Origin of the sequence: Maritimibacter sp. UBA3975 (assembly GCF_002384975.1) — a bacterium.
Classification (GTDB): Bacteria; Pseudomonadota; Alphaproteobacteria; order Rhodobacterales; family Rhodobacteraceae; genus Maritimibacter.
Map to the genome: position 1 here is coordinate 65,452 of NZ_DGCP01000002.1, position 299 is coordinate 65,750.

The 299-nt window shown below is 70.6% G+C and carries 1 pseudogene; it reads right to left on the minus strand.

Annotation, left to right across the window (positions count from 1 at the left end):
• Positions 1–46: 46 nt before the first annotated feature.
• Positions 47–299 (minus strand): annotated as a pseudogene (locus B2585_RS00620) (hypothetical protein); the annotation flags it as partial.

The following is a 299-nucleotide window of genomic DNA, read 5'->3' on the forward strand; positions in this document are numbered from 1 at the left end:
GCCTCCCCCGGCGGGTCGGCGCAGGCGTCAGCCTGCGACGAAACCTCTAGCGTGGCCCCAGGTGCCGCTCGCCCCGCGCGCGCGACAGGGCGATCTGGCGTTGCCGTTCGCGGAAGCGTTCGCGCCGGGCCTCGTCATAGTCGTCGATGCACTGGTGGCACGAGACGCCTTCTTCGTAGTCCGGCCGGCCCTTGTCTTCGGGCAGGATCGGGCGGCGGCAGGCGTGGCACATCTCGTGCGGCCCTTCGGCCAATCCGTGCCCGACACTCACCCGACCGTCGAAGACGAAACATTCGCCG